Below are 19,609 nucleotides of genomic sequence, written 5' to 3' on the forward strand. Positions count from 1 at the left end.
CGGCGGGCGCGGGCCGGTCGTGCCGCGCCGGACCCGCGCGCGGCACTGGCACAATGGGCGCCGCACGGGCCCGGTCACGCCGGGTCCGTGGGGAGGGCTGGCTGAGCGGCCGAAAGCGACGGTCTTGAAAACCGTTGGTGCGGTGACCCCGCACTCAAGGGTTCGAATCCCTTGCCCTCCGCATCGGGTGCCCCCGCAGGTCAGGGGCATTTGTGGCCGACCCAGGACCTTTCGGCCCGCCTCCCCGAAGCGTGAATGATGCTCGGCACGGCCCCGTGGCGGTTGTCCGTACGGTTGTCAACGAGGGGTCCCGCTCGGCCTGACGACCCGCGTGATGCTCGACATGTGAGCGGGAAGGTTCACCCGGTGGAGTGAACGTTCCCGCTAAACGCGGGCGAGGTACGCCTCGCGGGCATAGAGCGCTGCGTCCTGCACGTCTACAGCTGTCGTGACGTAGCGCTCGGTCACCGCCGTCGTGCTGTGCCCGAGCATCTTCTGCACGGTGGTCAGGGCCACGCCGGCGGCAACGAGGTGCGTCGCGGCCGTGTGACGCGCAGAGTGAACGTCGCGCCCGATTGAGGAGACGCCCGCCCCGTCGCATGCGGCGTGCCACACCCCGTTGTCGACCGTGGGTGTCACGTGACCGCCGCCGGGAGTGCGGATGACAAGGTCTGCGTCTAGGGCGGCGTATACCCGCATGGAGCGGGCCTGTAGCAACCTCAGCCGCTCGGCCTTCGACGCGGTGGGTGCGTCGGAGGGGTGCTGCTCCGCGCAAAGTGCCTTGAGGCTGTCAGCGATGGTCCGCGAGAAGCGTACATAGCGCACGCGCTTGCTCTTTGTGGTCGCGACGATGATCGCCCCGCCTGTCACCCGGTGCGGGCATCGGTAGGCCGTGAGCGGCTTCTGCCGCGGGTTCGACTCGCGTGCCACAACGGTGCAGGGACTCGTCGTCGGATCTGGCCATTTGCCTTCGCACCCGTGCTGGTGCTCGATGTGGCGAAGCTGCTGTCTGACTGTGATGGTCCGCGTGGTGAGGTCCACGCAGTCCCAGGTGAGACCGAGCATTTCCGCCTGCCTGAGGCCGATCTCGAAGGCGAGAGCCCACCTCACCTGGTACGCGAGGTGGTCGTCGTAGCGCACGGCAATCCAGCGGGTTAAGGCGCGCATCTCGGCGACGGTCAGAGCCTTCTCGACCGGTGTGAGGGTGACGCGCAGTTCCGCGTCCTCCGGCGAGTCCGTGGGCGTGGGGACGCCCGACATCGGGTCGGCCGAGAGCCAGCCACGGAGCACGCAGTAGCGGAACGCAGAGGTCAGCCGAGAGTGCACCTTCTTCTGAGACGACGCGGACAGGCGGCCGCCGCGTCGACTATCCCGGCCCGCAAGTTCGGTGAAGAAGCCCAGCAGGCGCCCGTGCGTGATGTCGTCCAACCTGACGTCGCCGAGCGACGGCAGGATGTGCACGCGGACCGTGCTTTCATAGTCCTTCCACTGGTCACGCTGCACAGTCGCCTCGGTGAACGTCCAGGCGACCGCTCTGCGGTCCAAGCTCGGGTCCTTCTCAGACAGCCACCGCCCCAGGAGCACCCGCACGGTGTCAGGGCGGTCCTCGGAAGGGCGCGCTGACGCCGGCGTGCTGCGGAACTTCTTGGCCGCGTCATCCGCCGCTAGCGCGGTCGCACCGTAGAGGTACTTGCGGCGCTGCTTCCCCGTGATTGGGTCGCGGTAGCGCGCGGTTGCGACCCAGCGCTTCGAGTCCTCAAGGTAGGTGGCCACAACTCAGGCTATCGGTCTCCTGGTTGTCGGTTGTCACCACCGCGTGACTCACCAGCGAAGTGCGGACCCAGGGAGGCCGGCGCGAGGACCGTAGGTCACCTTGGTTGCTCCTGCTCTCCGTGGTGCGGGCGCTGACATCCACGCGACGACCTCGTGCTCGAGGAAGCGTGGTGCGCGGGGGAGTCCGTAGCGAGCGAGGTCGCCGGCATCGACGGCGCGCTGGAGTGTGGTGCGGTGGTAGCCCGTCATCGCGCAGACCTGCGCGATGGTCAGGTAGCGGAACGCGGGCGTCGTAGCGTCGAGCGTCACCGGGGCGTTGTCGTCGCCCCGGTGCGCTGTCGCACCACCCTTTGCACTCACGAGAAATACAATAGCGGTCCGTCTATACAACGATTCCGAATACAGCACGCCAGCGTGCTAAAAAGGCCCGATTATGTTCTTGTCGAATAGCGTTTCATCCATTCGGCGGTCCCTCTCGCCCCTCACGCGGCCTCCAGCGGCGCTTCGCCGGCCTGCTCGTCGGCTTCGGCCCCCCGCGCTTCGGCGAGCAGGGAGGCGAGCCGCTGCCGGCTCGCCCCGTACTCGACCTGCAGTTCGACCCGAGTCGCACCCGCGTCGAGGCGCGCCTGCAGTTCTCGACCGAGCGCGACCCGCTCCGCACGTGCCGCCACGCCACGCTCGGACCGCGCCGCGTCACGAGCCTGCTTCTCGGCGGCGCGGCGCTCAGCCGCCTGGTCCCGGAGCGCCTCGAGCGCGAGCTCGCGGGCGGCACTGACGTAACTCCGGTTGTTGTGCACGATCTGCCGGACCCGCGACTCCGAGACGTCGAGGTGCTCCGCGATTCGCTTCGTGGACCAACTGGCCGCGACCAGCTCCCTGACCGCGCGGCTGCGTTCGACGCGGAGGCGACGCAGGTATCCCTCCATCGGGTCCGCGAGAGCACGGTCCACGGCGGTGAGCACCACGGCACGAGATGCGGCGGTGCCCCTGCTCCCCTTGGCGGCGGCGGTGAGCAGGCCCTCGAGGCGGCGCATTGCCGCAGTGACCGTGGACGAGTCGCTCACCGGACCCCAGTGGGAGCCCGCGACGCCGGTCGGCATCTGCTCGTCGAGAGCGGCGAGCGGGTCCTCGAGGATCCCGACGATCCCGGCGATGCCGAGGTCGCCGAGGTCATCGCCCCACTGGGTGGTGGGGTTCGTGCTGGTCATGGTGGGCCTCCTGAGCGCGAGTCCTGTGAAGTGCGGCCCCTATCGGAGGCATGTCCCGCCACATGAGAGGTTCTTGTGTACGGGGCCATGGGCCACCCGTTCGAGCGACGGGCCGGACAGCGCTAGGGCCACCCCGCCGACCAGCGGGGTGGCCCTCGCGTGACTTGCGGATACGTGTAGACGCTCTTTCGGGTGGTATCCGCGTGAACGTGACAAGTCCCCCTTGTCATGTGACACCTTCGGCAGGAGCGTCGAAGCATGATCACGACGTCGCGCCCTGATCTCGCCGCTCACCGAGCCGCCGAGCAACTCGTCGAGGCCGTCCTCGGCGTGCGATCGGATCGCCTTGGGGCCTCTGCGAGAGCACCACCGTGGCCGCCGAACTCGACCCGACTCGGCCCGTCACGATGCCGACGCGCGATGTCGACTACACGGAACACGCGCGGGCATGCACGTGCCGACTTACTCCGCCGCCTGAGCGGCGTAGCCGTCACAGCACCTGCAGCAGAACTCCGATCAGTGCGGCAAGGGCGCCGAGCAGTTGGAGCAGCATGCCCCCTGCCTCCCGCTCCACCTCCGTCGCCGCAGGCTTGCGGTGATTGACCGTCTTCCACAGGAGCCGCATGGCGCTGACGGTGAACCATGCGAGGTTCCGCCCTGAAAGACCTTGAGGGACGCTCTCCCCAGGGTGGTGACGCATCCAGAGCGCGTCGGCCAAAGCCGCGGTCCCAATGAGCAAGAACACAGCGCCAGAGATCAAGAAGAAGACGGTCATTGCGAGAGTGTCTCCCGTAACCGATCAAGGCGTTTAGAGGCCAAGGTCCCGGCTCGTGGTGTCGCGGAGGGCCTCAGCCGGACGGACATAAGCAGCGAGGGTCTCAAGGCGCGCGTGGCGGGTAGTGCGGGCGATCCGTGACGCGTCGACGCCCGCCTCAGCCGCCTGGGTGGCGTGCCCCGCACGCAGGGAGTGACCACTGACGCCGAGGTCGCCGAGCCCGACGGCGGCGGCACGCTCCTGGAGGACGGTGGCGATCGACTGGCCGGCCATCGGTCGGCCCATCACGCGGTTGGCGCCACGGGCGATCCGCTGGCAGAGGTGATCGTCCGAGACGAGGTCGGCGGCCGTGATCCACTGGCGGACGGCAAGGACCGGGTCGCTCGCCGGGTCGGAACCGCGCGCCACACCGACGACCGCGCCGGCGCCCTCCTGGTCGGACTTGGACCGGCGGACCGTGACGACGAGCCCGTCGCGCGTGGAGCGGAGGTCGCCCACGCGTAGGTCGGCGAGCTCACTGCGCCGGAGAGCAGCCGCGTAGCCAAGGAGCAGGATTGCGGCGTCGCGCTTGCCGCGCAGGGTGGTGCGGTCGATGCCGTCGAGGACTCGGCGCAGATCGGTGGTCACCAGCGGGTGCGCTTGCCGTCGTGGTGTGACCCCGTGCTGGCGTCGGAGCCCTCTGAGCACCTGCCGGAGGTCACGACTGACGGTTGGGTCGTCGACGCCGGCGGCGTCGTGATGCGCGCGGATCGCGGCGACGTCCTTCGTGACGGTCGCCAATGCAGTACCGGCGCCGGCCCGCTCTACCACCCAGGCAGCGATGACGGCCGCGTGCGCGGGAAGCGCCTGGTGCCCGCCGGCCTCGCACCACGCCGCCCACTGCCGCCACGAGCTCGCGTACACGCGCCGGGTGCCAGGCGACAGGGCGGCCTCGAGGGCGTCGCGGATCCCGGCGACCTGCGCCGGGGTCAGGCTCGGCGCGATCGGCGTGAGGTCGGTCGTGATGGTGGTGGTGGTCACCGTGCACCTCCGTGGTGGTGGGAGCGCGTCGACCGTACCGGTGATACTCGCGAAAACGACCCTTCTCAGCGGTTACGTTTTCGTGAGTGGCGGGCCCTTGCCGCGTGTTGACGGCTGTTCAGCGCGCCGCGCCGCGAATCGCCGCCGAGATCCCCGAACCCCTGAGGCGCCGCAGCGGCTCGGCGCAGAGCATTCGCGCCATCCACCCGCGGGTTCCTTCGAGTGATGGCCGGCGCTCGTCGGCGACGATTACGTCGGTCATCTCCTCGGGCGCGACTGACGCTGTCGCGAGGTGCGCGTCGGTCACGTTGACGGTGCACGCCCGCAAGGGGCAGCGGGCGTGCGCGGTAGGACCACGGAGCCCTCGCGATCTGATCGCGGGGCTCCGTGGTCTCTCGGCCGAGTCCCGGGCTAGCTCTGCCGGGTACGCGACCGAGCGAACGCGGTCTCCAGGGAGTCGCGCCAACTCGGATGCGTGGCGTACCAGCGCTCAACGTTGGCCAGCCCTTCGATGTCCCTGGTGACCTCCTGCCACGCAACTCGGACCTGGCTCCGCAAGACGCGCGACGCGTGCGCCGAGAGTGTGAACATTCGGAGAACCTCGACGGCCCTCGTCGTCTGCTCGACGGCCACGAGGTTGAGCACGATATGACCGGTAGCGTCAGGAGCGAGCGCTGGAGGAATCGTGTCCCACCGACGCCACGACCAAGCTTCCTGCCACCCCCAGCCTTCGAGATGGAGCATCAAACCGACGAGCGGTCCAGATGCGAGTACCGCGACCTCGAGGGGGCCTCGCAGGCCGAGCCGTTCGGCATCTGACATCGCGTCGGCGACCAGCAGAAGCGTGCCCCTGTCCGCATGCCAGCCGAATCCCTGCTCGGCAACGAGACTCTCCGGACCGCTCCAGGGTTCGCCGACGGACAGGGCGAAGCGATCATGGACATCGGCCGCGGTGATTTTGGTCCGTTCTCCTATGGTGGTGTTGGTGAGCCATGCGTCGAGGTCGGCCAGGTGGACTACAACCCGGAGGGGCGACGGGCGAGCGGCTCGGAGCGCACCTGACGCGATGGCGCGTTCGATAGCGTCGCGGCTAGTGCCGGCGCGTTCGGCTGCCTCGGTGAGGCTGACGTAGCGACGGTCGAGATGAGGGTGAACGCCGGTCTGCGGCGCGCTGCGGTTTTCTGAGGGCATGGAAAGACGTTAACCAAACGTCGAGGCACCTGTCGTATTCGAAAAACAAATACGCGTTGCGAGCGGCTCTCTGGCCAGCAACTAGAACGCGTACGTGATATTCAAGGTTCACCCAGTCAGCCGAGTATCACTAGCACACGAGCGTGCTAAGCACTGGAAGTTGCACTCAAGCGCCCTCAAGCGCGGTGAACACCGGAGCATTCAGGGCAAGAGCGGCGTCCCACACGCGGCGTTGTCCCGTGCGATGCTGCTTCCCGTAGAACTGCGCGGCGGAGCCGCGCGAAGGTCCGGACGGTCTGCCCGTGAATCGCGGCCAGGACCGCAGCGCTGAGTTCTCGCACGATCTCCCGCGCCGCCGTCTCCACGCCTCGCCCTCCCTCCTACCGGCGTTGACGAACGCCTCGTGCACGGTGGCTGCGGTGAGTGCGCCTGGCCCGCTGACGACCTGCCGGGTGCGTGGCAGCCGGCAGGTCTGGGCCGTGGGGTCCCCCATCCGCACGGGTGCGCGCACGCCCTCGTCCAGGGCGGTGTAGATCCGGTCGACGAGCCGCTCCTCGGCGTCGAGACGGGCCGCACGGTGTGGGTCGTCGGGGTGCTGGTGGCGCTCGTCGTGGGCGCGACCTCGTGCGTCGTCAGCACGTTGTGGAGTGCGGTCATCTCTGCGTCGGTGAGGTCAAGGACCAAGGTGCGGGAAGCGTCCGGGGCCGGTGAAGGTGTGGGGTGGGGTCGCATGCAGCCGGTGTACCTGCAGGGCCCGTCACGCGGAGGGACCTGTGGATAGGTGCTCGAGGGCGAGCAGCGGTGGCACCTTGGGCGGCATGATTAGCGCGTCGTCGGTACGGGCCACTGAAGCGAGGGCACGTTTCCGTGTCGCCTGACGGCGTCGACCTCGAACTCGCCTCGGAAGCCCTTGAGGTGGCCGGCCTGACCTTGCACGCGGCCACCGCAGCCCTCCAAGCGGACGATCCGGTCGGTGCCATCGTGGCGGCTCGATCTGCGGTGCGATCAGCGCTCGTCGCACACGCCTTGCGTGGGGGCCGCGCCCCGCTCACCGAGGTGGGCGCATCACAAGAGATCCAGGATCTCGTGCTGCGCGCCGTTGCTTCCGGGGACCCGGTCGGAGAGCTCAGCGGGCAGTTCGACGATGCCGTAACCGCCGCAGGAATCGACCGCCTGGCGACCGCGTGGGCGGTGGACGTCGCCGCCGCCGTGCTGGACGTGGAGGGTGCGTGAACGGACCTAGGGACGCGAGTGAGTCGATGACGCAGGCGCTCAGGGCTGCGTCTCTACGGTGGGCTCCTCCTCCCAGAACTTCTCGCCCCGCTCCCGTAGGTAACGGCCAAGGAACCCCTCGAGGGAGTTCCCCACCTGGAACCACTCGTCCCGCGCACAGAGCTCGGGTACAGCGAGAACCTGCGCACCGTGCCCCTCGGGGCTGATGACCATCAGGTCGAGGTCGCCGAGGAACTCCGCGAAGACGAGATCGTCGGGCCCGTAGTCGAGAGGGTGGGCACGGCGGCGCTCCGCGGTGCGCGCCACACTCTCGTGCGGGGTGAGGAGGCGCATACCCCACTGGCCGTAGTCCACGTCTTCGAAGAGCCGCGCGGAGCGGCACAGCCGCCACAGCGTGATGAGTTCGCCGGCGGCGCCGCTGGGCAATCCAGCGGTGGCGAGCTCGTCGTCGGTTGCGGGGCCCTGGAGAGTGCACGCGAGCCGGAATGGCCCGCCGTACGTGTCGGGCGCCGTAAGTGCACTGAGTTCGCGGACTGTCGACTCGAGGGTCATTTAGTAACCTTCCCACCATGGATTGAACTCGGCTCGGTGCACTTCGCGAAGTACGGGGACGAGGTTGTCAAAACTGTTCGAGCCACCGTAGAGCCGGGGCTGAACGTGGTGGATGTCGTACGCGGCCCAGCCCTCTGGCGGGACCTCAAACCCGCGGCCTCGCCACTCAGCAATGTACGCGGCTCGCGTTCGGGTGTTCCACAGAACTCGCTCGGTCGCAGCGACCCTCTGTAGCCCGTCGCCGGGGTAGTGAATCGGCGCTCCCGTGCGCGCATCGAGCACGGACGGGTACACCTGCCCAAGCCGGTTAAGGATTGTCGGCGCAGTCGTGCCAGCGGCGGCGGCGTCCGCGGCGTTCTCGACCAGGCGTCCGCCGCGACCGGCTCGTGACAGCGCGCCTGCCGCAGCGCCACCGCCAGCCGTCGCAGCGCTGATCGCCAGGTCTGGTGCGACTGCACCCCACCAGCGCCCCGGGTTGTCCTCCAGCGTCTGCACGTCGAGAAGTGCTCGACCTGCCCCAACGGGGTCGTCCACCGCCTGCTCAGCGAGGACCCCGTACCCTTCGAATGCCGCCTCGAAGTCCCGAGCACTGCCGCGCGGGTCCACTACAGCGCGCACAGACCCGTACTTGACGGTGAGGGTCGCGAGGCCAGTGAGCCAGTCGCCTACACCTGCGAGGAACTGGTCGGTGTGCCAGCGGCCATCTGGCAGGCCATCCGATAGGTCGTCCAGGATCCGCTTGGCTGCCAGGGCCGACTCGGTGACCTGAGTTCGCGCGTTCTCGAGGATGTGCTGGGCACTAGCACGGGTGCCGACACCCAAGTCGATGCGATCACTGGCCGCGCGACTGAACCGTGAGCCGGTGCTTCCGATGCGTGGGGAGTAGACGAGCTGTGGGTCCGTCGTTCCCCAACTGTTGCAGCCCTGCTCGTACAGGTCGATGGCGGTCTGCGCTTCGGCTTGACCCCAGGTGACCACGCCAGCGTGGTTCCGCAGTACACCGGCCGCCATGTCGTAGATGTCGGCCACCCCGGTCAGGACCTTGGCGAGGTCCTCGCGGCGGATCTGGTGGGCGTCAGCTGCCTGACCAGCCCAGTTAGTGACAACGAGGGTGTCGGTTCGTGACGCAGCGTCACGCAGCGTGGTGGCGTCACGGTCGAGGTCGTCCGCGTCTGCGTGTAGCGCTGGCGCGGAGCCCTGCACGAGCGCCTTCGGGTCCGTGGTCGACCCAAGTTCGGTGATCACCAGTCCATCCCAAGACCGGCGATCGATGCGGCGTTGATTGCGTCCATCTCCTCGTAAGCGTTCGCGCTCCCACGCAGGGAGACGCCGCCTCGATCGACGTCCTCAGCGAGCTGCTCAATCAAGTAGCGGTACCGCGCACCGAAGCGGTCCCCGGCGCCAGCGAGCCCTTGGTGACCCCACTCTCCACGACCGTCCATAGGTGCGGTTCGAGCGACCTCGGCGACGTCATCACCGATCCCGACCATCGTGTTTCCCACACGGCGTAGTTCGTCAGTGTCGACCTCGAACAGGCTTGCGTCCGCCATGCCATCCCCCTGTGCCCCGTGTGGGTCACTTCGTACCATGTGGGGAACTAAGAGCGGGATCATCCACAGGGGTGATCTCTTATGAAGGCGACCTGAGCGAGAGGCCCGTGCAGGTGGACGGCGCCCCGTCATGCCGCTGGGCTCGACCAAGCCGTCGACGAAGTGCGGGCGCTCTCTTGAGCATTGGTGCGCGGCTCGTGGGGCACCACCCACCACGACCCGCGCACGCACCCACCCCCACAGCCCCCGGCTGTTGACTAGACCTCGACGTTCCCTGCCGGTCCGGCCGCCTCCCGCGGGCGGTTTGGGCGCGAACGATCCGCCAACGAACCGCCCCCACGACGGGGCATGACCCAGGCGCGCAAGGGGGTCACACCGTGGGGGCGTGAGGGGCCACGGTGCTCCGTCGTCAGCGCCAGTGCCAGTGCCAGTCCGTCGCACGGTCCGGGCGGCGATCGATCCTGTGCCACGCCCGCCAGACGCGCCGGACCACCGGCCCCCCGCGACGGACACGCCCCCGCCTGCTTCGACGTGCGGCTCACGACATCGGCGACGGAGTGCCTCGCGCACCTGCTGCTGCCGGTGCTGGGTCAGGGTCGTCCGCCCACTACACCCCAGGGGGCCGTGTCGCGAAGGTACGCACGACCGGGTCGGGGTGCGTGTGCGCCGCCGCGCGCGTCAGCGGCAGGGGTAAACCTTCGACGGTCGCACGCGCCCACCCGGCCGCAGCCGAGTTCAGGGGATCCACAGGGACACTTGGGGTAGCGCCGGGTGTAGCACTGATGTACGCCCCGTGCGCCGTCTCGCGTGTCGCTGGCGCACCTGGTGCCTGGTTTCGCCTCGCACATGATCGGCCTCGCTCGCGACCCCTTAGCGCGAGGTCAGCGGGGCGGCGCCTGACTCTCGGGTCGCACGACGATCACGCCGTCGAGGCCCTCGTCAGTGAGTTCGTCGGCGAACCGCGAGCCCCGATCACGGGTCGCCACTTCGTCGTCCCCCTGTGCGAGCCAGCGCGCGATCGTCTGACGAGTGACGTCGCACTCTTCGGCGAGCTCGACGAGGGTCGCGCCGCCGGCATGCCGTGCACGCAGCGTCGCGACCAGGACCCGGTGAGCTCCGGGCTCCAGGCGGTGACGCCGCGGCTCATCGCGGGTAACGAGTTGACTGAGGCGCTGCCTCGTGAGCCCCAGCTCGGTGGCGAGCGACCCCTGTGTGGCCCCCGCCGCGACCCGCTCACGGAGCGTCTGGGTGAGGGCAACCCGTGTTCGGTGCGCGAGGCCCGCAGGGCCGTGCAGAGCGTCCGTGAGCGCCACCAGCGCCGCCGTGCGCTCCACGGGGTCGGTGAGGGCTGTCGCGGCTTCGAGGACGGCGTCCAGGGCCTCAGGGAGGGGCGTACCGGAGGCGATAGAGGCGGGCATGACGGGGGTGGTACTCATAACGCCACCGTACGTGCTATGTGTGACATGTCAAGGCCATATAGCACAAAACTACGGGCGCCCTATGCTCGTGAACACGAAGGACGGAGGGCCCTTCGCCCGAACGAGTGAACATGTCCCAGGAGGTGCCACTCGGCCACGCACGGGAGTCCGCCTGTCAGGTGTTTGATGCAGCACGGCCTAGACATCGAACATGCGTTCGGTAGTATCTGTCTCAGATGATTGATGCGGAGACGAAGGAGCGTATGAAATGGGCACTATTCGAATCGCCGGAGGGGCCATCGCGCTCGCCGCCGCGCTCGCCCTCACCGGCTGCAGCGGCACCCCTGCCACACCCGAGCCGACCGCGCCGGCGTCAGCGGTCACAGATGCACCCGCCGAGACCCCGGCCGCGACCGAGGCGCCACTCTTCGAGGCCGCAGCCGAGGAGCCCGTAACCGCCGCGTCGCCCGCTGGCACCAACGTGCAAGCTGAGCAGGTCGCGGACCTTCGCGCTCAGGGTGCCCACGTCTACGTCTTCCCGAGCGGTACCGGTGACGGGATCGTCGTCAACCCGGGAGAGGCGCTCCCGGAGGTCGTTCTCACCGAGGCGAAGATCCTCACGAGTGGTGGCGGCACCTCCGCCGGCATCACCCAGGTCCAGGTCGTTCGCCAGGCGCTCGAGGACGCCGGCCTGCAGGTTTGGGTGCTGTACCGTGCTCTTCCGGCTGCGGATGGCGCGGAGCGTTTCGTCCTGCGCCACGCTGGCCTTGAGGGGGTCCGCGAGTATGGCCAGACGCACCCAATCTCCGCGGACGGTCATGCGACGCGTGAGGGTGCGATCGCCGAGATGCAGGGATTGATTGACGCAAACCCGGCCGCGCCGATCATCGATCTCACCGTCTGACGCTGACCGAGAGAAGGGGTTCCGCGCTCAAGTTGAGCACGGAACCCCTTCGTCGTGTCACGGGTAGGCGAACCACGTCGTGATCCGCTCGGAGTAGCCCACACCGAACTTGTCGCCGGTCGGGATTCCGTCCTCGTCGTACACGGTGTGCTGACGTTCCCATCGGCAGAATGCTGCACGCGTCCGGAGGCCAGTGGGTGGTGCAGGGTCTACCGCGCCCTGCTCGAACCAGTAGATGTCACCGTTCGGGCGCGACCCGAGCGCGGGCGTGAACGAGCCACCTGGAACCTTTGACGCGTACGTAGCCCACTGCTTCGCAGTCGAAGCGTCGAGCCCAGCAATCGACCTGCTCGTGTTCTGCGCGCACCACGCGTCACTGATCGGAGGGGCCTCGGCGATCAGCTTCCCTCCGCACGCGTCCCAGGCGGAGTACGTGACGTTGTGCCCGTCTGAGTTGGTCGCTCGTGCGTACCCAGTGTGCGTTCCCGCGCCCAGCCCGCTGAATGTGCGAGGGCTCGCGTACGCCGTACCTCCACTTCCGAGCTTGACCTGCTGACCACCGGATACCTGGATCGCACCCGGTGCCGTGTTGTCCGTCAGTGACGCCGAGCAGGTTGGCGCTGCAGGTGTCGCGAGCGTCTTCGTTGCGATGGGTGCCTGGGCGGCGACGTTGTTGTACCCGTCGGAGTTGCGTGCGGTCACGGTGTACCCCGTGCCGTGCGTCAGCAGGTCCCAGAACGCCGAGGTCACGTCGTTGTGGGTCTTGACCCCTTCGAGGGTCAACGACGAGCTCGACCCGCGCACCGTGGACATCGACGCGTTAACGCTGCGCGTCGTCGAGGTGGCGCCCGTGACGGAGACGCCCAGTTCGAGGGTGGTTCCTGTGCAGGTTCGCGGGTCGGAGTACCCGCTGTTCGCTGGGGAAGCGTTCCGTGACCACGTCGTGAAGCTGTGCCCTGCGTTGTGCGGGAGACGGTCCACCGTGAAGACGTTCGATCCTTGGTCGCCCTTTCCGGTCGCGTCACCGTGAGCGTTGTCCAGGCGGTACCCGGTGTACGCCGACTCGATCGCCCCCGCTGCGACTGTGACGGTCATGCTGCGGGTTGTCGCGCCACCGGCCACGCAGGAAGTCGGCGTGGGCGGGCGCTGCAACGCTGCGACGTCGCCGGACCACGGGGAGCAACCGGAGGGGTTGCATGCACGGATCCTGTACCTGTTCGTGCTGCCGGGGGCACGGGAGCTGTGCGTCTGGGTGGCTGCGGTCGCCTCAGCCCACAGGGGTGTGAACGCGGCGTGCAGGGTGGCGTGCTCGGTGACCCAGCCGCGGTCGCGGTCCACCCCGCCGATCGTTGTGGGGCCAGCACCAGTCCAGCCCGCGAAGGCCCTGGCGACGACGTTCGTCCAAGCGGTCGTCGGTGTCGCTGTCACGGTCGGGGTGGCTGGTGCGGAGTACCCAGGGCGCTGGTCGGACACAACACGGGTGGCACCACCAGTGAACGCGCGTTCGACGGGGTCCCCGACGGGCACGCGGGCCACCTCGGTGCCGGCGGTGTGCTTCTGCTCCCACCGGTTCACCGGAACCAGTTGGTAGTTATGGGAGTGTCCGTACCCGGTCGGGTCGACCCACTCCGTCACTGCACCGAGGCGGGCGGCGAGGGCGCCGTCACGGTAGACGTCGTACGCGGTCGCACCGACAGCAGCAGTCCACGCGAGGCGGATGTCCTGCTCGCGGCCTGTGACCGTGGGCACCGGGGCTGGGGATGGGCGGCGACCGGTGACGACAGCGTTCGACGTTGGGCCGATGCCCCCGTCGGACAGGTTTGCTTGGACGGAGTACGTGGCGGTGTGCCCGTGCTGAACGGTCGTGTCCGTCCACGCGAGGGTCGCCGGGTCACCAACCCAGTGGACCCGCGTCCAACTCCCACTCTTCGCCCCTTCGGGGGCCGTGGACCGGAAGATCGACCAGGACGCGATCAGTTCTGCCTGCTGTGGGGAACCGGCCGTCCACCGCAGGACAGGGCTGCCGACGCCCTCGACGAAGCTCGCGTAGTCCAGGGACAGGGAAGGGGCTTGCGCTTGGGTTACCTCAACGCCCGTACCTGCCGCTTCGCCGATGCCGTTGAACGCGGCCGCGCTGCGGATGGCGATGTCCTCGACCCACTGTTCGTGCTGTGCCTCGAGGTTCCACTCGACGCGCTTGATGTTCCGGAGGTACTCAACCGGCGGTGGGATCTTCCGGTCCACCTCGTTGAAGTACGAGAACGTCTCCGCACCCGTGATCAGGTCGACGAGTGTCTTCTCGTTCGCCTCTGAAGCACCGGAGCACGCCTCCCCCTCGAAATAGGTCGTCGTCACCTCAAGGGTTTGCTCCGGGGTGACCTCGTACGCGCGGAGCTGGCACGCCCCGTCACGCACGACCGAGAGGGTCAGGGCGTCTGCTTCGGCAACCCTCACAGATGTCGCGTCGGTAATGTCACGGTTCAAGATCCCGCCGGTCGCCTGGAACTGCGCCCACGCTTCCGTGCGGCGCCCCACTTCGTCCTGCTGGTCGCTAGCACCACGAAGGAGTGTGAGACCCACCCCGGCAAGGAGGCCGGCGAGGACGACGGCGACGAGGAGCTCGATGAGCGTGATACCCGCGTCGCCACGGAGGGAACCGCGGGGCCGGGGTCGGTGTGTCGGGATCATGGGTCCACCTCTCAGGTTCTGGCGCTGGTGCCCCCTGAGGTGGTGGATTGGGGCCGTGCGTCGTGCGGGGTCGTACGTGGCCCCTGGTGGGGCCGGGGGCCGGGGTGCGGTCAGGCAGCGAGGAGTGCGCGACGGCCAGCGGTGATCTGCCGGTCACTGGTGGTCGTCGGGAGGCCGGCGGCATCGGCGATGTGCTGCGCGGGGACCCCCTGGTCGCGGAGCTCGGCGAGGGCAACGGCGCGGGCGGTACGCGCTGCCTCCAGCGCGGTTATCAGTCGAGTGACGTTGGCGGTCGCGGCGGCGAGGTCAGCCGCCTCTGCGGGGGTCAGATTGCGGGCCACAGGTGTGCTCCTTTCGGAACTCTGTCTAGACGACCGTACGTGCTGGCCTATACAGCCCCGCCGCCGGTGGGGCCCTACGCCCCCGCCGGTACGGCCTCAGGCGCCTGGGCGAGCCACCGCGCCACCGAGCTCGTCGACGCACCAAGCGCGGTGGCGATGACCCGCTGGCTCTGCCCCTCGGCGGCGAGGCGGACCGCCTCGGTCCGCAGGTCGCCCCGATCCACGACAGGCGCGGGCCGAGGGGCGGCGGGTGTCACGGGGAGGGCCGCCTCGACGGGGACGCTGCTCCGGTCCGCACCGGTCAGTGCCGGGGTGGCGGCCGCCGGTACCGGGGCGGCACCGGCGGGGCGCTCCTGGGCCAGGTCCGCGAGGGCGTGCACCGCACAAGCGGCGAGTATCGGGGCGAGTGCCGCGACGCCTGCCCCGATGCCCCGAGTCCATAGCGGGTCGATTTCCGCGCCGACCACCGCGACGTGGACCGCGTTAGCGGCGGAGTTCAGCACGGTGCCTGCGGCGACGGCGGACCACGCGAGCCGGGTGCTCTCGCCTCGGTCGCGACGAACCAGGGCGACGAGTGTGTAGGTGAGGATCGCCCCGTTGAGCGAGACGGGCACGGTCCATCGGAGCGCGGTGTGGCTCGCTGCACTGGACCCGCGGTGCGGTCCACCGTTGCTGGTGCTGCCCCAAGGCGTGGCCCGTCGCGGCGCTACGGACCGACGATGGCTAGCGCCAACCGTCCACTGTGCCGCAGGTGCCGGTCAGGCTGTTCGGGACCCACAGGGCCATCAACCGCCCTGGCTGGTAGCCCGCAAACCAGGAGGCGATCTTGGCGTACTGCTCCGTGGGGATCTTCTCTTCGGGGTAGGCCCAGCCGATCGTCTGACCGGCCTGGAGCACCACCGCGGATGGCCGCGGTTGGCCAGCGGGTACTGCCACGTCGTGACTACCTCCGGTCTGCAGTGACCACACCTGCCCGCCGGCGCTGTCCAGCCCCTGCACCACCGGCGTGAAGATCTCCCCGAACTGGATTGTCTGGTTGTGCTGGTTGGTGATCGTCCCGCGAGCTGCGATCCACGTGAAGACGCCGTCGCCCGCATCGCGCGCGGTCACTTCGGTGAGGGTGACCGTCATGGTTCCTGTCGGGCATTGAACCGGCTCCGCCGCGGGAGGTGCAGGGGCGGGTGCTGGGCTGGGTGGCTCGGTGCTGGGCGCCGGTGGCGGAGCGAGCGGGCTCTGCGACTCGGTTGTGCGGGCGGGGGCTGGGACGGCGGTCATGCGGGTGCGTGACGGCGACGGCGACGGCGCCGATACCGGGGCGGGCTCCGAGGTCGCTGGGTCGGCTTGCCTCGACGTGAGTGCCCACGTGACCACGACGGTGAGCCCTAGGAGAAGGACGACGACGGCGACAGCGAGGATGATCAGCCGTCGGTGCTGTGGTCGGTCTGTGGGCGGCGTTGGCGTCGGTGCGGGGGCGCTCACGGGCCCAGAGTAGCGACCAAGCGCGGACCGCAGAGGGGGCTCTGAAGTGCCTCTCGCACCCCTGCCGGTTGTAGCGCCGAGCACGCCCTTGGCGAGGGGTGTGCTCGCCAGGGAGCCGTCGTCGGCGGCGGCACGGGACACCCGTGGTCGCCTGACTTGCGTATGGACATACGGCACGACGGTTCGCCGTCATGACGGTCCGACGGCAGCCCGTCACGACGGTCCGATGGTCCGACGGCAGGACGGCTCGGTGGATCGACGGCTCGGGCGGCTCGAGGGATCGGTGAACTACGACCCCAGGTCCCCCGGCCCGCGCGGCCCGAGCGCCCCACGGCCGCCCCACCACTGACCCCGTCCGGGCTTGCACGGACTGGGACGGTCCGGGGTTGTGACCCAGGCACCCACGAACAGGTGCGAACCGGCGAACCGGTGCCCGACGGACCGACCCGCCCGTGGGCTTTGCCGCCGGCATCGACAAGCTGCCCCGGTGGGAGCTGGCCGGCGGCCCCACCCGAGGTGACGGACGCCGTCACCGTCGAGCACCAGCTGCCCCACGGGTACTGCGCCGGCATCGGCACGGCGCCCCCTGCCAAGCCGGCCGGCGCCCCGCACCAACCCGCCACAGCACGGCACGCACCGCACGACCAACCCCCAACAACAAGACCCCCCGCCCCCCACCCCACACCACCACAACAGAAGGGGTGGGGCTTCCGCTGGCCTGGCGAGCGCGAATCGTGCTCAAAGGCGTGCACACCGGCGTACACGCCTGGAGTGCACCCTGGAGGGCCTCCCGCTGTGCACTTCTGTGTGCAGGGTTGCGTGTACGTGACGATCTACCGTCGACGCATGTCTAGACACACTACTCCCGCCGCCCCTTCGCGCAACCGACCATCGAGCCGGACCCGGCACGGCACCGTCAGTGCCCTCGACGTCGAGATCCTGCGGTTCCTTCTACGGTTCGGGATGGCACGCCCCCACCACGTCGTCGCGTGGACCGGCGCCTCCCCGCACACGGTCAAGCGCAGGCTCGCGGCACTCGCCGGCCGGGGCGCGGTCAAGTCGATGCTCGTGACCGCTGCCCTCCGTGACCCAGACGGCAGCGTCCGAGAGACCGTGTGCACCGCCTGGGTCACGACCGCGGCCGGCGCCGGGTACGTCGGCGAGTGGCAGGTGACCGGCTACGACACACCCGTGGCCCTCCCGGTCGCGCGTCACAGTCGGCAGATGTCCCACCACGCCCTCGGTGTCGTGGACCTCGCGGCGTGGTACCGGGTCCATGGCTTCGACGTCGTCGCGGAGCGTGAGATCCGGTCGCGCGAGCAAACATCGACCATCGCACCGGACCGCGTGACCGAGCACTTCTGGGCGGTCGACATCCCCGGCCGCCCAGGCGTGCACCCCCCGGACCTGGGTGCCGTTGCACCCGACGGTGAGGTGTGGGCCGTCGAGCTCGAACGGGCCGTGAAGGAGGTGCGCGCCTACCAGGAGGTCATCGCCGCGTACCGGAACGCGGGCATGGGGCAGGTGTGGCACATCAAGTCCCAGGCGACCGCGCGGCGGGTCCTGGACGCGTGCACCCGCCTCGGTGTCCAGTGGGCTCCACCGGTGGCCGGCGGCGTCACGGTCTCCCGTGACGGCTTGATCCGGCTGCAGCAGTGGCTCCCCGGACGCGCCGGCCTTCGCGGACCCGAGCAGTGGACGCGCCAGCTCCCGCGCTCAGCACCAGCGGGCATCCCGGTGCCAGCCGACAAGCCCGACCTCTCCGCGAGCTGGCGGCGTGGACGAGTCATCGACCTCAACCAGGACGAGTTGGTCGGTGGCGTCCTCTGGTGAGACCACCGCCCCATACCGACGGCAGAAGAGGCGGCCCCGACCGAGCAGGGCCGCCTCTTCTATGCCCAGGGGCGGAAGGGCCTGTTGCGCGGCGGGGGCATCGCTGCGAGCCGTCAGAGATCCAGCCCCCGCCCCGCCCGCTCCGCACGCCCCGTTCCCTGCGTCAGAGCGCCCACCACAGCCTCAGGAGGCCACCCCAGGACGACAAATCCTGCCGAAGGCACCGGCGGACGGCGAGGCCGTGCCGGGGTCCCAGAACGGCTTAGAGCGTGCGCGGGTCTAGCGGCGAGCGCGGCCCACGACGGCCGTGGCCTGCGGCACTTACCCCGACCGTCTAGACCTCTGTCCTACGCTGGGGCTCATGGTCGAAGTCCAGGACCCCGCGACGCCGCCCCTCCCCGGTGAGCACGCACCGCTCGACCCAGCCACCCGGCCCTACGGCCAGCCCGTCACCGACGCCGAGGCACTCGGCGTCGCACGTCGCGTTGCCCGCAAAGCGCTCAGCGAAGGCCGCCGGCGCTCGAGCATGGCGGTGCCCGTCGAGCTCCCGCCTGCCGATGCGCCGTCGGTCATGAGTGCTTGGCGCTTGCCCGCGCGGCTGCTCATGCGTGCCCGTGCCAAGGCGGAGCTCGAGGGGGTCACGCTCACCCGCGTCCTCGGAGAGGCATTGTCCGCCTACGCGAGCTCTAGCCCCGGCGCCACAGTCCAGTACAGGGCGATGCCAGGGGGTGTGCACGCTACCGCCAGCGGCCCGACGAGACGGGTGCTCGACGCGACCCGGCGGACACGGACGGATGCGGAGATCGGCCGCGACTGACGGTCGACGGTCTTTCATCGTCACGTTTTGCTTTCGTTTCGAGGTCGGAGCGCCAAGTGTCGGCTCGGATAACGTTTGTCGACAGCGTGTCGCACCATCCACATACCGTCCAAAGCCGCTTTTCGCATTTTTGTTTAGTGCTCGGTGGTGAGGCAGCTGCCCTGGTGGACTCGCACTCGGGGCGGCGGCCCCCGGTCGGCGGAGCCGCCGGCAACGTTCTGTAGTCAACCTCAGTCAACGTGCAGACAACCAAAGACAAAGACTTCCGCGTTTCGTGCGTACCAGGTCCGCGTTTTCTGCGTACCGGGTACGCGTCATATGCGTACCCCGTACGCGTTATCTGCGTACCACGGGTGTCATGGATGACACCCCGTCCGCGCGTCGGTATGGCCGCCGGTTCAGCGAGGGTCCGCGGGATTCGCGTACCCCCTCACCAACAGTCGACCGCACCCGCTCACGGCCCCGCCGGACAGTAGGGCCGTGCGTAGACAGGGTGTACATGCCAGCGCGTAGGCTCATAGCGACCGAACGCTTGTACGACTGGAGGGAAGGCCGATGGCCCGCACCGAACGAGTCCTCACGATGATCGACCGCGACAACGACGCCCGCCGTCGGCACGCCGAACGCGTCCTCCACGCCCTCGAGAACCGCGCGGACGACCGCGAGGCATTCGCCGACACCCTCCGCGACGTCGCAGCCGAAGGGCGCAACCAGGTCGAAATCGCCGCATGGCTCGGGACCACCCGGCAGAACGTCAACAACATCATCAAAGGTCGTCGTTGACCCAGAACAGCACTGGGCCCCGCGTTCCGGGAAGTCCGCGGGGC

General features: G+C 69.2%; 20 protein-coding genes, 1 tRNA gene and 1 pseudogene. 6 read left to right on the forward strand and 16 right to left on the reverse strand.

Translation table 11 applies throughout. The features are described 5' to 3' along the window. Positions 1-91 precede the first annotated feature (91 nt). Positions 92-181 (forward strand) — tRNA-Ser (locus H2O74_RS01235). A gap of 203 nt (positions 182-384) precedes the next feature. Here the strand turns inward: H2O74_RS01235 and H2O74_RS01240 are convergent. From H2O74_RS01240 to H2O74_RS01270, 7 genes are all read right to left on the reverse strand, one after another. Further along, entirely contained in the window at positions 385-1,773 is a 1,389-nt protein-coding gene (locus tag H2O74_RS01240) for a tyrosine-type recombinase/integrase (protein WP_182112765.1), read from the reverse strand. 48 nt (positions 1,774-1,821) lie between these two features. After that, a complete protein-coding gene (locus H2O74_RS16880) occupies positions 1,822-2,181 on the reverse strand; it encodes a helix-turn-helix transcriptional regulator (protein WP_370525792.1) in 360 nt (119 codons plus the stop codon). Between the two features lie 74 nt (positions 2,182-2,255). After that, a complete protein-coding gene (locus H2O74_RS01250) occupies positions 2,256-2,981 on the reverse strand; it encodes a hypothetical protein (RefSeq protein WP_182112767.1) in 726 nt (241 codons plus the stop codon). Between the two features lie 490 nt (positions 2,982-3,471). Further along, positions 3,472-3,756 (reverse strand): hypothetical protein, encoded by a 285-nt coding sequence (locus H2O74_RS01255; protein WP_182112768.1) that lies wholly within the window; start codon positions 3,754-3,756, stop codon positions 3,472-3,474. 33 nt (positions 3,757-3,789) lie between these two features. After that, positions 3,790-4,776: a tyrosine-type recombinase/integrase gene (locus H2O74_RS01260; protein WP_182112769.1), complete on the reverse strand. Its 987-nt coding sequence runs from the start codon at positions 4,774-4,776 to the stop codon at positions 3,790-3,792. A 118-nt stretch (positions 4,777-4,894) separates the two neighbouring features. Beyond that, positions 4,895-5,083, reverse strand: a complete 189-nt coding sequence (locus tag H2O74_RS01265; protein WP_182112770.1) for a hypothetical protein — start codon at positions 5,081-5,083, stop codon at positions 4,895-4,897. 104 nt (positions 5,084-5,187) lie between these two features. Next, entirely contained in the window at positions 5,188-5,967 is a 780-nt protein-coding gene (locus H2O74_RS01270; RefSeq protein ID WP_182112771.1) for a hypothetical protein, read from the reverse strand. Positions 5,968-6,834: 867 nt separating this feature from the next. Between H2O74_RS01270 and H2O74_RS01275 the strand changes: the two genes are divergently transcribed. Further along, a complete protein-coding gene (locus tag H2O74_RS01275) occupies positions 6,835-7,200 on the forward strand; it encodes a hypothetical protein (protein WP_182112772.1) in 366 nt (121 codons plus the stop codon). Between the two features lie 39 nt (positions 7,201-7,239). On the opposite strand, the gene H2O74_RS01280 is transcribed toward H2O74_RS01275, so the two are convergent. The 4 genes from H2O74_RS01280 to H2O74_RS01295 all read right to left on the reverse strand — a co-directional run bounded on the left by H2O74_RS01280 (position 7,240) and on the right by H2O74_RS01295 (position 10,738). Beyond that, positions 7,240-7,752 (reverse strand): hypothetical protein, encoded by a 513-nt coding sequence (locus H2O74_RS01280; protein WP_182112773.1) that lies wholly within the window; start codon positions 7,750-7,752, stop codon positions 7,240-7,242. Then, on the reverse strand, positions 7,753-8,997 hold the full coding sequence (locus H2O74_RS01285) for an HNH endonuclease signature motif containing protein (protein WP_182112774.1): 1,245 nt from the start codon (positions 8,995-8,997) through the stop codon (positions 7,753-7,755). Further along, a complete protein-coding gene (locus tag H2O74_RS01290) occupies positions 8,994-9,302 on the reverse strand; it encodes a hypothetical protein (protein WP_182112775.1) in 309 nt (102 codons plus the stop codon). The genes H2O74_RS01285 and H2O74_RS01290 overlap by 4 nt, the downstream gene beginning before the upstream one ends. Positions 9,303-10,183: 881 nt before the next feature. Then, complete coding sequence (locus H2O74_RS01295; protein WP_182112776.1) at positions 10,184-10,738, reverse strand: hypothetical protein; 555 nt, start codon at positions 10,736-10,738, stop codon at positions 10,184-10,186. A 250-nt stretch (positions 10,739-10,988) separates the two neighbouring features. On the opposite strand from H2O74_RS01295, the gene H2O74_RS01300 reads away from it, so the two are divergent. Beyond that, positions 10,989-11,624, forward strand: coding sequence for a hypothetical protein (locus H2O74_RS01300; protein WP_182112777.1), 636 nt, complete (start codon positions 10,989-10,991; stop codon positions 11,622-11,624). Positions 11,625-11,681: 57 nt separating this feature from the next. On the opposite strand, the gene H2O74_RS01305 is transcribed toward H2O74_RS01300, so the two are convergent. The 5 genes and pseudogenes from H2O74_RS01305 to H2O74_RS01320 form a co-directional block, all read right to left on the reverse strand. Then, entirely contained in the window at positions 11,682-14,312 is a 2,631-nt protein-coding gene (locus tag H2O74_RS01305) for a type II secretion system protein (protein WP_182112778.1), read from the reverse strand. 110 nt (positions 14,313-14,422) lie between these two features. Then, the gene (locus H2O74_RS01310) at positions 14,423-14,653 is read right to left on the reverse strand and encodes a hypothetical protein (protein WP_182112779.1); all 231 of its coding nucleotides are present in this window, start codon (positions 14,651-14,653) and stop codon (positions 14,423-14,425) included. A gap of 74 nt (positions 14,654-14,727) precedes the next feature. After that, positions 14,728-15,033: a helix-turn-helix domain-containing protein gene (locus tag H2O74_RS16885; RefSeq protein WP_370525887.1), complete on the reverse strand. Its 306-nt coding sequence runs from the start codon at positions 15,031-15,033 to the stop codon at positions 14,728-14,730. Continuing rightward, positions 15,013-15,273, reverse strand: a pseudogene (locus tag H2O74_RS16560) (transcriptional regulator); the annotation flags it as partial. The gene H2O74_RS16885 and the pseudogene H2O74_RS16560, both read right to left, overlap by 21 nt. Before the next feature lie 103 nt (positions 15,274-15,376). Next, positions 15,377-15,784 carry a hypothetical protein gene (locus H2O74_RS01320; RefSeq protein ID WP_182112781.1) on the reverse strand — a complete coding sequence of 136 codons (408 nt, stop codon included), beginning with the start codon at positions 15,782-15,784 and terminating at the stop codon, positions 15,377-15,379. 1,311 nt (positions 15,785-17,095) lie between these two features. Between H2O74_RS01320 and H2O74_RS01325 the strand changes: the two genes are divergently transcribed. From H2O74_RS01325 to H2O74_RS01335, 3 genes are all read left to right on the forward strand, one after another. After that, the gene (locus H2O74_RS01325) at positions 17,096-17,965 is read left to right on the forward strand and encodes a hypothetical protein (protein WP_182112782.1); all 870 of its coding nucleotides are present in this window, start codon (positions 17,096-17,098) and stop codon (positions 17,963-17,965) included. Between the two features lie 361 nt (positions 17,966-18,326). Next, positions 18,327-18,782, forward strand: coding sequence for a hypothetical protein (locus H2O74_RS01330; protein WP_182112783.1), 456 nt, complete (start codon positions 18,327-18,329; stop codon positions 18,780-18,782). Between the two features lie 555 nt (positions 18,783-19,337). Beyond that, positions 19,338-19,565, forward strand: a complete 228-nt coding sequence (locus H2O74_RS01335; RefSeq protein ID WP_182112784.1) for a hypothetical protein — start codon at positions 19,338-19,340, stop codon at positions 19,563-19,565. The last annotated feature ends 44 nt before the right edge of the window (positions 19,566-19,609 follow it).

The organism is Actinotalea sp. JY-7876 (assembly GCF_014042015.1).
In the GTDB taxonomy this organism is placed as follows: Bacteria; Actinomycetota; Actinomycetes; order Actinomycetales; family Cellulomonadaceae; genus Actinotalea.

Bases quoted from the DNA above. Each gene is read 5' to 3' on its own strand.
- H2O74_RS01290 (WP_182112775.1), bottom strand. From the start codon at position 9,302: ATGGCGGACGCAAGCCTGTTCGAGGTCGACACTGACGAACTACGCCGT.
- H2O74_RS01320 (WP_182112781.1), bottom strand. From the start codon at position 15,784: ATGACGGTCACCCTCACCGAAGTGACCGCGCGCGATGCGGGCGACGGC.
- H2O74_RS01255 (WP_182112768.1), bottom strand. From the start codon at position 3,756: ATGACCGTCTTCTTCTTGATCTCTGGCGCTGTGTTCTTGCTCATTGGG.
- H2O74_RS01330 (WP_182112783.1), top strand. From the start codon at position 18,327: ATGGTCGAAGTCCAGGACCCCGCGACGCCGCCCCTCCCCGGTGAGCAC.
- H2O74_RS01325 (WP_182112782.1), top strand. From the start codon at position 17,096: ATGGCACGCCCCCACCACGTCGTCGCGTGGACCGGCGCCTCCCCGCAC.
- H2O74_RS01270 (WP_182112771.1), bottom strand. From the start codon at position 5,967: ATGCCCTCAGAAAACCGCAGCGCGCCGCAGACCGGCGTTCACCCTCAT.
- H2O74_RS01295 (WP_182112776.1), bottom strand. From the start codon at position 10,738: ATGAGTACCACCCCCGTCATGCCCGCCTCTATCGCCTCCGGTACGCCC.
- H2O74_RS01280 (WP_182112773.1), bottom strand. From the start codon at position 7,752: ATGACCCTCGAGTCGACAGTCCGCGAACTCAGTGCACTTACGGCGCCC.
- H2O74_RS01305 (WP_182112778.1), bottom strand. From the start codon at position 14,312: ATGATCCCGACACACCGACCCCGGCCCCGCGGTTCCCTCCGTGGCGAC.
- H2O74_RS01250 (WP_182112767.1), bottom strand. From the start codon at position 2,981: ATGACCAGCACGAACCCCACCACCCAGTGGGGCGATGACCTCGGCGAC.
- H2O74_RS01300 (WP_182112777.1), top strand. From the start codon at position 10,989: ATGGGCACTATTCGAATCGCCGGAGGGGCCATCGCGCTCGCCGCCGCG.
- H2O74_RS01335 (WP_182112784.1), top strand. From the start codon at position 19,338: ATGGCCCGCACCGAACGAGTCCTCACGATGATCGACCGCGACAACGAC.